The organism is Mycobacterium sp. 1245852.3 (assembly GCF_001669335.1).
Classification (GTDB): Bacteria; Actinomycetota; Actinomycetes; order Mycobacteriales; family Mycobacteriaceae; genus Mycobacterium; species Mycobacterium europaeum_A.
Genome location: NZ_LZLL01000022.1, coordinates 1 through 9,554, shown reverse-complemented (window position 1 = coordinate 9,554; position 9,554 = coordinate 1). Strand labels below are relative to the sequence as shown.

General features: G+C 68.1%; 8 protein-coding genes and 2 pseudogenes. 2 read left to right on the top strand and 8 right to left on the bottom strand.

Annotated elements, in window-relative coordinates:
• The 7 genes and pseudogenes from A9W96_RS00900 to dop form a co-directional block, all read right to left on the bottom strand.
• Positions 1-372 (bottom strand): annotated as a pseudogene (locus A9W96_RS00900) (protein pafC); the annotation flags it as partial.
• A 73-nt stretch (positions 373-445) separates the two neighbouring features.
• Positions 446-1,486, bottom strand: coding sequence for a YafY family protein (locus A9W96_RS00895; RefSeq protein WP_067137407.1), 1,041 nt, complete (start codon positions 1,484-1,486; stop codon positions 446-448).
• Between the two features lie 75 nt (positions 1,487-1,561).
• Entirely contained in the window at positions 1,562-2,920 is a 1,359-nt protein-coding gene (gene pafA, locus A9W96_RS00890) for a Pup--protein ligase (RefSeq protein WP_156765064.1), read from the bottom strand.
• Between the two features lie 212 nt (positions 2,921-3,132).
• Positions 3,133-3,897, bottom strand: coding sequence for a proteasome subunit alpha (gene prcA / locus A9W96_RS00885; protein WP_066878945.1), 765 nt, complete (start codon positions 3,895-3,897; stop codon positions 3,133-3,135).
• Positions 3,894-4,784, bottom strand: a complete 891-nt coding sequence (prcB, locus tag A9W96_RS00880; protein WP_066860407.1) for a proteasome subunit beta — start codon at positions 4,782-4,784, stop codon at positions 3,894-3,896. Before prcB ends, prcA begins: the two co-directional genes overlap by 4 nt.
• Positions 4,781-4,975 (bottom strand): ubiquitin-like protein Pup, encoded by a 195-nt coding sequence (locus tag A9W96_RS00875; RefSeq protein WP_066860430.1) that lies wholly within the window; start codon positions 4,973-4,975, stop codon positions 4,781-4,783. Before A9W96_RS00875 ends, prcB begins: the two co-directional genes overlap by 4 nt.
• 118 nt (positions 4,976-5,093) lie before the next feature.
• Positions 5,094-6,602, bottom strand: a complete 1,509-nt coding sequence (gene dop, locus A9W96_RS00870; protein ID WP_066860404.1) for a pup deamidase/depupylase — start codon at positions 6,600-6,602, stop codon at positions 5,094-5,096.
• Between the two features lie 279 nt (positions 6,603-6,881).
• On the opposite strand from dop, the pseudogene A9W96_RS00865 reads away from it, so the two are divergent.
• Both A9W96_RS00865 and A9W96_RS00860 read left to right on the top strand, forming a co-directional pair.
• Positions 6,882-7,166, top strand: a pseudogene (locus A9W96_RS00865) (hypothetical protein); the annotation flags it as partial.
• Positions 7,167-7,176: 10 nt separating this feature from the next.
• Complete coding sequence (locus A9W96_RS00860) at positions 7,177-7,821, top strand: hypothetical protein (protein WP_066878939.1); 645 nt, start codon at positions 7,177-7,179, stop codon at positions 7,819-7,821.
• A 28-nt stretch (positions 7,822-7,849) separates the two neighbouring features.
• On the opposite strand, the gene arc is transcribed toward A9W96_RS00860, so the two are convergent.
• Positions 7,850-9,554: proteasome ATPase (gene arc, locus A9W96_RS00855; protein ID WP_066860394.1), on the bottom strand; the 1,705-nt coding region annotated here is incomplete at its 5' end.

The following is a 9,554-nucleotide window of genomic DNA, read 5'->3' as shown; positions in this document are numbered from 1 at the left end:
GGCCCCGGCGGCGCCCTCGATCTTGGCGATCGCGCTGCGCGCGGCCTCGGGGTCGACGACGCCGGGAATGTCGGCCAGCGCCCGCAACGCGACCAGCAGCCCGGTGGCCTCCGGCGAGGTGAGCTTGAGCGGGCGGTCGATTCCCGCGGAGAAGGTCACCTCGATGGTGTCCCCGGAGAACTCGAAATCGATTAGGTCCCCCGGGAAGTAGCCGGGCAGCCCGCACATCCACAGCTGGTTGAGGTCGTCTTCGAGCTGCTTGGCCGACACCCCGAGATCGGCGGCCGCCTTGGCTCGGGTGACCCGGGGATTGGCCTGGAAGTACGGGACCATGTTCAACAGTCGGATCAGCCGGGTGGAGATCGGAGTCATTGGCGCCACTCTCCCCCGCAAGCGGGAGGTGCCCCCGCCTCATCGCCGCGCTCTGCATCGGCGCTGGCGCGTGTCACGCGGACACTCCCCCGCGGCCGGGCGGTTGCCCCGCCCCGACGGCGTCCCCGCCCGCATGCGCGCGCAGCCGGGCCAGCACGTCGTCTCGCAGGGACTGCGGTTCGAGCACCAGGGCGTCGGGCCCGTAGCCGGCGATGTCGCGTGCCAGCTGGTCGGCGAAGGAGATGTCGAGTTCGATCACCTCGCCGTCGCGACCGCCGAACTGGCGGGCATCGACGGGCCTGCCCGCGCGCCGCAGCGCGGTGGCCCGCCCGTCGGCCACCCACACTCGCGCCCGCCCGACGGTCGGCCCCGCCGACACTTCGGTGACGGTCTGGGCCACGATCTTGCGCAGGTCAACGTCTTTCGGCACGGTGACGGCGCCCGGCGGCCCGATCGGCGTGACGTCCGCACCGATCCGGGAAAGCCGGAAGGTCCGGGTGGCGTCGCGGTCGCGGTCGTGGCCCACCAGATACCAGCGGCCCTTCTCGGTGACCACGCCCCAGGGCTCGACGGTGCGGGTGGCGTATGGCTCGGCCCGCGAGGGTCGGTGCTGAAACTGCACCGCCTGCCGGGAGTCGATGGCGGACAACAGGATTCCCAGGACATCTTCCGACCCGCGCAGGCCGGGCACCCCGGCCGGCGACGCGATGGCGACGGGCGCATCGGGATCGACGTCGACGCCGGCCGCGCGCAGCTTGAGCAGCGCGCCCTGCGTCGCGGTGATCAGCTCGGGCGACTCCCACAGCTGCGTCGCAACGGCGACCGCGGCCGCCTCGTCGGGGGTCAGGTCGACCGGTGCGAGCGCGTAGGCGTCGCGGTTGATCCGGTAACCCTCGGTGGGGTCCCAGGCCGAGGCCCGGCCGACCTCGAGCGGGATGCCCAGGTCGCGCAGCTCGTTCTTGTCGCGCTCGAACATGCGGGAGAACGCCTCGGCGCTGGGGCTGTCCGAATAGCCCGCCACGCTCGACCTGATCTTCTCCGCCGAGATGTAACCGCGGGTGGACAGCAGGGCGATGACCAGATTCATCAGCCGTTCGACTTTTGACGTCGCCATTGGCTCCAGGTTATTCGATGGTCCTCGTCTGGCGCTTCCGCCGGCCATCCGCGTCGCGCCGGCGCGTCGGAGCGGCTACATGCTTGCGATCAGGCGCTTGACCCGCTCGTCGACCGCCCGGAACGGGTCCTTGCACAGCACGGTGCGCTGCGCCTGGTCGTTGAGCTTGAGGTGCACCCAGTCGACGGTGAAGTCACGGCCGGCGGCCTGGGCGGCGCTGATGAACTCGCCGCGCAGCCGCGCCCGGGTGGTCTGCGGCGGGTTGTCGACCGCCTCGGCGATGTCCTCGTCGGTGGTGACGCGGGCGGCCAGCCCCTTGCGCTGCAACAGGTCGAAGACGCCGCGTCCGCGCTTGATGTCGTGGTAGGCCAGGTCCAGCTGGGCGATCTTGGCGTCGGACAGCTCCATGTTGTAGCGGTCCTGGTAGCGCTGGAAGAGCTTGCGCTTGATCACCCAGTCGATCTCGGTGTCCACCTTGGCGAAGTCCTGGCTTTCGACCGCGTCGAGCTGGCGGCCCCACAGGTCGACGATCTGCTCGATCTGCGCGTTGGGTTCGCGGGTCTGCAGGTGCTCGACGGCGCGGGTGTAGTACTCCCGCTGGATGTCCAGCGCGCTGGCCTGCCGCCCGCCCGCCAGCCGCACGGGCCGGCGACCGGTGATGTCGTGGCTGACCTCGCGGATGGCGCGGATGGGATTGTCCAGCGAGAAGTCCCGGAACGGGACGCCGGCTTCGATCATCTCGAGCACCAGAGCGGCCGTGCCCACCTTGAGCATGGTGGTGGTCTCGCACATGTTGGAGTCGCCGACGATCACGTGCAGCCGCCGGTATTTCTCGGCGTCGGCGTGGGGCTCGTCGCGGGTGTTGATGATCGGCCGGCTGCGGGTGGTGGCCGAGGAAACGCCTTCCCAGATGTGCTCGGCGCGTTGGGAGAGACAGAACGTCGCGGCCTTGGGGGTCTGTAAGACCTTTCCGGCGCCGCAGATCAGCTGGCGGGTGACCAGGAACGGCAACAGCACATCGGAGATCCGGGAGAACTCACCGGCCCGCACGATCAGGTAGTTCTCGTGGCACCCGTAGGAGTTGCCCGCCGAGTCGGTGTTGTTCTTGAAAAGGTAGATGTCGCCGCCGATGCCCTCGTCGGCCAGCCGCTGCTCGGCGTCGACGAGCAGGTCTTCCAGCACCCATTCGCCCGCGCGGTCGTGGGTGACCAGCTGCACCAGGCTGTCGCACTCGGCGGTGGCGTACTCCGGGTGGCTGCCGACGTCGAGGTACAGGCGGGCGCCGTTACGCAGGAAAACATTGGAGCTGCGGCCCCAGGACACGACACGGCGGAACAAGTAGCGGGCCACCTCGTCCGGGCTGAGCCGCCGGTGCCCATGGAATGTGCAGGTGACCCCGAACTCGGTCTCGATGCCCATGATTCGTCGCTGCACGTAATCGAGCGTACTGGTTGTCCGACCGGGACGGTGAGCAAGCCGCGCGTATCAATCCGACGAAGTTTTCCGGAGGTCGCGCGGATGCCTTCGGGAGGCCGCACCGGGCGACCGTCCGCCGCACCGGGCCTTGCGACTCTTCGCGGCTCACCCGCACCTTGGGCACCAACAGCAACATCGGCACCGGCGGCGTGGGCCGCGCCGAGCGGTGCCTAGTCGGCGGATTCCCCGTTCGATTCCTCGCCTTCGCCTGCCGGGCCGTCGGAATCCAACTCGCGCAGCAAATTTTCCAGGCTGGCGCGGTTGATCCGCCGGAACGCCCGTCGCGGCCGGTTGACATCCAGGATGGCGACTTCCAGGCTGCCGACGTCCAGGGCTGCCTGGTCGCCATTCGACGCTTCGCTGCCGGCCCGCAGGGCCTTGACGGCGATGCGGGTGGCCTCACGCAGGTCGGCGTTCTCGGCGTAAGAGTCCTTGAGCGCCGTGGTGATCGGTTCGGTGGTGCCACCCATCACCACGAAATGCGGCTCGTCGGCGATCGACCCGTCGTAGGTAATCCGGTACAGCTCAGGCGGTCTGCTCTCGCCGTAGTGCGCGACCTCGGCCACGCACAGCTCCACCTCGTAGGGCTTGGCCTGCTCGGTGAAGATGGTGCCCAGCGTCTGCGCGTAGACGTTGGCCAGCTGCCGGCCCGTGACGTCACGACGGTCGTAGGCGTACCCGCGGGTGTCGGCGAACTGGATTCCGCCGCGGCGCAAGTTGTCGAATTCGTTGAACTTGCCGGCGGCCGCGAAGCCGACGCGGTCGTAGAGCTCGCTGATCTTCTGCAGTGACCGCGACGGGTTCTCCGCGACGAAGAGCACACCACCGGCGTAGGCCAGCGCGACCACGCTCTTGCCCCGGGCGATGCCCTTGCGCGCGAGCTCGCTGCGCTCGCGCATCGCCTGCTCGGGCGAGATGAAATACGGGAAGCTCACTTCTCACCACCATCGGGGCCGAAAGTGTCGGCGCGCGAACGGCTTTGGATCACTTCGCGGGCCAATTCGGCGATGCGGCTCTCCGGCACGTCGAGCGCTCCCTCGGCGCCGATGGTGACCGCGGTCGGGTAGATGCCGCGCACCAGATCCGGTCCGCCGGTGGCGGAATCGTCATCGGCGGCGTCGTAGAGCGCCTCGATGGCGACGCGCACCGCGGAGTCGGCGTCGGTGACCTGCGAGTACAACTTCTTCATCGACGACTTGGCGAAAATCGATCCCGACCCCACCGACTGGTAGCCCTCCTCTTCCAGGTTCCAGCCGCCGGCGGCGTCGAAAGACACGATGCGCCCGGCGCCTTCGGGATCCGGCGCATCGATGTCGTAGCCCACCAGCAGCGGCAAGGCGATCAGACCCTGCATCGCGGCGGCCAGGTTGCCCCGCACCATGATGGCCAACCGGTTCACCTTGCCGGCGAACGTGAGCGGCACGCCCTCGAGCTTCTCGTAATGCTCGAGTTCCACCGCATACAGGCGGGCGAATTCCACCGCGATCGCGGCGGTGCCGGCGATGCCGGTGGCCGTGTAATCGTCGGTGATGTACACCTTCTTGACGTCGCGCCCGGCGATCATGTTGCCCTGCGTCGAACGCCGATCGCCGGCGAGCACCACGCCGCCGGGATATTTCAGCGCGACGATGGTGGTGCCGTGGGGCAGCTGCCCCGCGGCGCCATCGGACTGCGTGCCCGACAGGCTCGCCGGCAGCAACTCCGGCGCCTGCCGACGCAACAGATCAGCAAACGACGAGAGGTCTATAGCGAGGCTTCTTGGAGGTGCGTAGCCCGGAAGCGCGGAATTGGTGGACAGGCGATCAGAGAAAGGCCAGGTCACTGTCCGCCCTTTTGGACATACGCGCGAACGAAGTCCTCGGCATTCTCCTCGAGGACGTCGTCGATCTCATCCAGCAGATCGTCGGTGTCCTCGGCTAGCTTCTCCCGGCGTTCTTGGCCCGCGGCGGTGCTGCCGGCGACATCGTCTTCGTCGTCGCCACCACCGCCACGCTTGGTCTGCTCCTGAGCCATCGCCGCCTCCTGCGTTGTCTGGGCCCGTTGAATGGCTTGTTCACCGATCAAGCCACACTGCCCGTTGGTCTTTCCTAGCCTACCGGTCGACCCCGACGTTCCCTGGGTTAACCGGCACCTAGCTGGTGAGTTGTTCGACCAGTTGGGCGGCGCTGTCCACCGAGTCCAGCAGCGCCCCGACGTGGGCTTTGCTGCCGCGCAGCGGCTCTAACGTCGGGATCCGGACCAGCGAATCACCACCCAGATCGAAAATCACCGAGTCCCAGCTGGCCGCGGCGATGTCGGCGCCAAATCGGCGCAGGCACTCACCGCGGAAGTAGGCGCGGGTGTCCGTCGGCGGCTTGTCCACCGCTTCGAGCACCTGATGCTCGGTCACCAGGCGCTTCATCGAACCGCGCGCGACGAGCCGGTTGTAGAGGCCCTTGTCCAGCCGGACGTCGGAATACTGCAGGTCCACCAGGTGCAGCCGCGGCGCCGACCAGCTCAGGTTCTCGCGCTGCCGGAACCCTTCGAGCAGGCGCAGCTTAGCCGGCCAGTCGAGTATTTCGGCGCATTCCATCGGGTCGCGCTCGAGCTGGTCGAGCACGTGCGCCCAGGTTTCGACGACGTCGGACGCGCGCGGATCGGGGTCGCGGCTGTCGACCAGCTTGGCCACCCGATCGAGGTAAACCCGTTGCAGCGCAAGCCCCGTCAGCTCCCGGCCGTCGGCCAGCGCCACGACGGCGCGCAGCGACGGGTCGCGGCTGATGGCGTGGACCGCATGCACCGGCCGCGCCAGCGCCAGGTCGCTCAGGTCGATGCCGTGCGCCGGGCCCTCTTCGATCAGGTCCAGCACCAGCGCCGTGGTGCCCAGCTTCAGATAGGTCGACGTCTCGGCGAGGTTCGCGTCGCCGATGATGACGTGCAGCCGCCGGTATCGATCGGCGTCGGCGTGCGGCTCGTCGCGGGTGTTGATGATGCCGCGCTTGAGCGTGGTTTCCAGGCCGACCTCGACCTCGATGTAGTCCGAGCGCTGGGACAGCTGGAAGCCGGGCTCGTCACCGGAGGGGCCGATGCCGACCCGGCCCGAGCCGGTGACCACCTGCCGGGAGACCAGAAAGGGGGTCAGCCCGGCGATGATGGCCGAAAACGGCGTCTGCCGCGACATCAGATAGTTCTCGTGCGACCCGTAGGACGCGCCCTTGCCGTCGACGTTGTTCTTGTAGAGCTGCAGTTTCGCGGCCCCCGGCACGCTGGCGACGTGGCGTGCGGCGGCCTCCATGACGCGCTCGCCGGCCTTGTCCCAGATCACCGCGTCCAGCGGGTCGGTGCACTCGGGGGCGGAGTATTCGGGATGCGCGTGGTCGACGTAGAGCCGCGCGCCGTTGGTCAGGATCATGTTGGCCGCGCCGACCTCGTCGGCGTCGACCACCGGGGGCGGGCCGGCCGAGCGGCTCAGGTCGAAGCCGCGGGCATCCCGCAACGGCGATTCCACCTCGTAATCCCAGCGGGTGCGCTTGGCGCGCTGGATGCCCGCTGCGGCCGCATACGCCAAAACCGCCTGCGTCGACGTGAGGATCGGATTGGCTGTCGGGTCCGATGGCGATGAAATGCCGTATTCGACCTCCGTTCCGATAATCCGTTGCATGACCTAAGCGTAGGCCGGGCGACGAAGTGGCCCGCGCGGCGGGGCGCGCGGGAGCCAGCCGATGCGATTCGCCCGGGCGAGCCCGCGGCCCCACCGACGTCCGCAAACCGCCCGTCGGGCAACCCTTTCGATACGGCCGCCGCGGGTGGGCTGCCGGCCGTAGGGTGACCCGGCATGGAGCTTCTTCGCGGCCGCGCTCCGGACCGCCGAGCCGCGCCGGGCGCCGCCGCCGAAAGCTGGTTCTTGGAGCGCGGTTTGCCGTTCGTGCTCACCCGGCGAAGCCCCGACCTGCTCAACGAGTGGACCCACACCTACACCAGCCGCGCGACGGTGCTCGGATTCACGCTGCCGGTGCCCGACTCACTGATCCACATGACCCTGTTCCTCGGCGCGCTGACGTTCATGTACATCAGCGCCCGCGCGGCGGGCGACGCGGAGTACCGGTCCACCTTTCTCGACCCGCTGATCGACGACCTGCAGACGACTTTGGTGGCGCGTAACCGCTATCGAGGCGCCGCCGGGCCCGCCGTCCGTCGTATTGACGGCACCGGTACCAGTGATTAATTTCACCGGAGTGTCCGCCCCCGAATCCGGCCGCGCCGTCGGTAAACACGCACTCGACCTGTCCGGGAAGCGCTATGGCGAGGTACTCCTGGTAACCCCCGGCGAGGCGGGCCCACAGGCAACGGTTTACAACAGCTTCCCGCTCAACGACTGTCCCCAGGAGCTGTGGTCGGCGCTGGACGCGCACGCCATCGCCACCGAACACGGCGCGGCCGCAGCCCTGCTCAACGGTCCCCGCTACTGGCTGATGAACGCCATCGAAAAACAGGCCCGCGGGCCGCAGATCACCAAGTCCTTCGGCGGCATCGAGATGATCCAGCAGGCCACCGTGCTGTTGTCGTCGATGAACCCTGCGCCATACGTCCCCAACACGGTCAGTCGCCACACGGTGTTCGTCTTCAACGCCGGCCAGCAGGTGTTCGAACTCATCGATCCGCAGAGCCGGCACTGGGTGATGCAGACCTGGAGCCAGGTCGCCGACGCCACCTTGTCGCGCGACGACCTACCGGGCCTTGCCGACCGGCTCGACCTGCCGGCCGGGTGGTCGTATCAACCGCGGGTCCTCACCGAAGAACTGCGCGTGGACACGACCCAGCGGCCCGCCCAGGTGCTGCAGGACACCCTGACCAACAGCTATTCGCTGGTGACCGACTGAGCCCCACGGGCTCAGCCGGCGCCGAGCCCTACAGGTACTGGCCCAGGTTGGATTCGGTGTCGATGGCCCGCGATGCGCTCGAGCTCTTGCCGGTGACCAGGGTGCGGATGTAGACGATCCGCTCGCCCTTCTTGCCCGAAATCCGCGCCCAGTCATCGGGGTTGGTGGTGTTGGGCAGGTCCTCGTTCTCGGCGAACTCGTCGACGATCGAGTCCAGCAGATGCTGGATGCGCAGACCGGGCTGCCCGGTCTCCAGCACCGACTTGATCGCGTTCTTCTTCGCCCGGTCGACGACGTTCTGGATCATGGCGCCGGAGTTGAAGTCCTTGAAGTACATGACTTCCTTGTCACCGTTGGCGTAGGTGACCTCCAGGAACCGGTTGTCGTCGATCTCGGCGTACATCCGCTCGACGACCTTTTCGATCATCGCCCGGATGCAAGCCGAACGGTCGCCCCCGAACTCGGCGAGATCGTCGGCGTGCACCGGCAGCGTCTCGACCAGGTACTTCGAGAAGATGTCTTGTGCCGCTTCGGCATCGGGCCGCTCGATCTTGATCTTCACGTCCAGACGGCCGGGCCGCAGGATCGCCGGGTCGATCATGTCCTCACGGTTGGAGGCGCCGATCACGATGACGTTCTCCAGGCCCTCGACGCCGTCGATCTCGCTCAGCAACTGCGGGACGACGGTGGTCTCGACGTCCGAGGAGACGCCGGTCCCGCGGGTGCGGAAGATCGAGTCCATCTCGTCGAAGAACACGATCACCGGTGTGCCTTCCGACGCCTTCTCGCGGGCGCGCTGGAAGATCAGCCGGATGTGCCGCTCGGTCTCACCGACGAACTTGTTGAGCAGCTCGGGTCCCTTGATGTTCAAGAAGTAGGACTTGGCCTCGCGGGCGTCGTCGCCGCGCACCTCGGCCATCTTCTTGGCCAGCGAGTTGGCCACGGCCTTGGCGATCAGCGTCTTACCGCAACCGGGCGGACCGTAGAGCAGCACACCTTTGGGCGGGCGCAGCGCGTACTCGCGGTACAGCTCCTTGTGCAGGAACGGCAGCTCCACCGCGTCCCGGATCTGCTCGATCTGGCGGGTCAGGCCACCGATGTCCTCGTAGCTGACGTCGGGCACCTCTTCGAGCACCAGGTCCTCGACCTCGGCCTTGGGGATCCGCTCGAAGGCGTACCCGGCCTTGGTGTCGACCAACAGCGAGTCGCCGGGCCGCAGCCTGCGCGGCCGGGTGTCGTCGTTCAGCGCGTCGGGATGCCCCTCCGGGAGGTCCTCGGCGACCAGCGGCTCGGCCAGCCACACGATGCGCTCCTCGTCGGCGTGCCCGACGACCAGGGCCCGGTGCCCGTCGGCCAGGAGCTCACGCAACGTGGAGATTTCGCCGACCGATTCGAACGTGCCGGCCTCGACGACGGTCAGGGCCTCGTTGAGCCGGACCGTCTGCCCCTTGCGCAGCAAGGGAACTTCGATGTTCGGCGAGCACGTCAGCCGCATCTTGCGGCCGGAGGTGAACACGTCGACCGTGTCGTCCTCGTGCGTGCCGAGCAGGACGCCGTAGCCGCTGGGCGGCTGCCCCAGCCGATCGACTTCCTCACGCAGCGCAAGCAGTTGCTGGCGAGCCTCTTTGAGGGTCTCCATCAACTTCGAGTTCCGCGACGCGAGCGAGTCGATGCGCGCTTCGAGCTGATGCACATCGCGGGCGGAGCGGGCACCTCCATGCGAGCCGACGGCG

What these genes read in the sequence shown, in the direction of transcription:
- dop (WP_066860404.1), bottom strand. Translation starts at nt 6,602, where the DNA reads ATGCAACGGATTATCGGAACGGAGGTCGAATACGGCATTTCATCGCCA.
- A9W96_RS00875 (WP_066860430.1), bottom strand. Translation starts at nt 4,975, where the DNA reads ATGGCTCAGGAGCAGACCAAGCGTGGCGGTGGTGGCGACGACGAAGAC.
- A9W96_RS00895 (WP_067137407.1), bottom strand. Translation starts at nt 1,486, where the DNA reads ATGGCGACGTCAAAAGTCGAACGGCTGATGAATCTGGTCATCGCCCTG.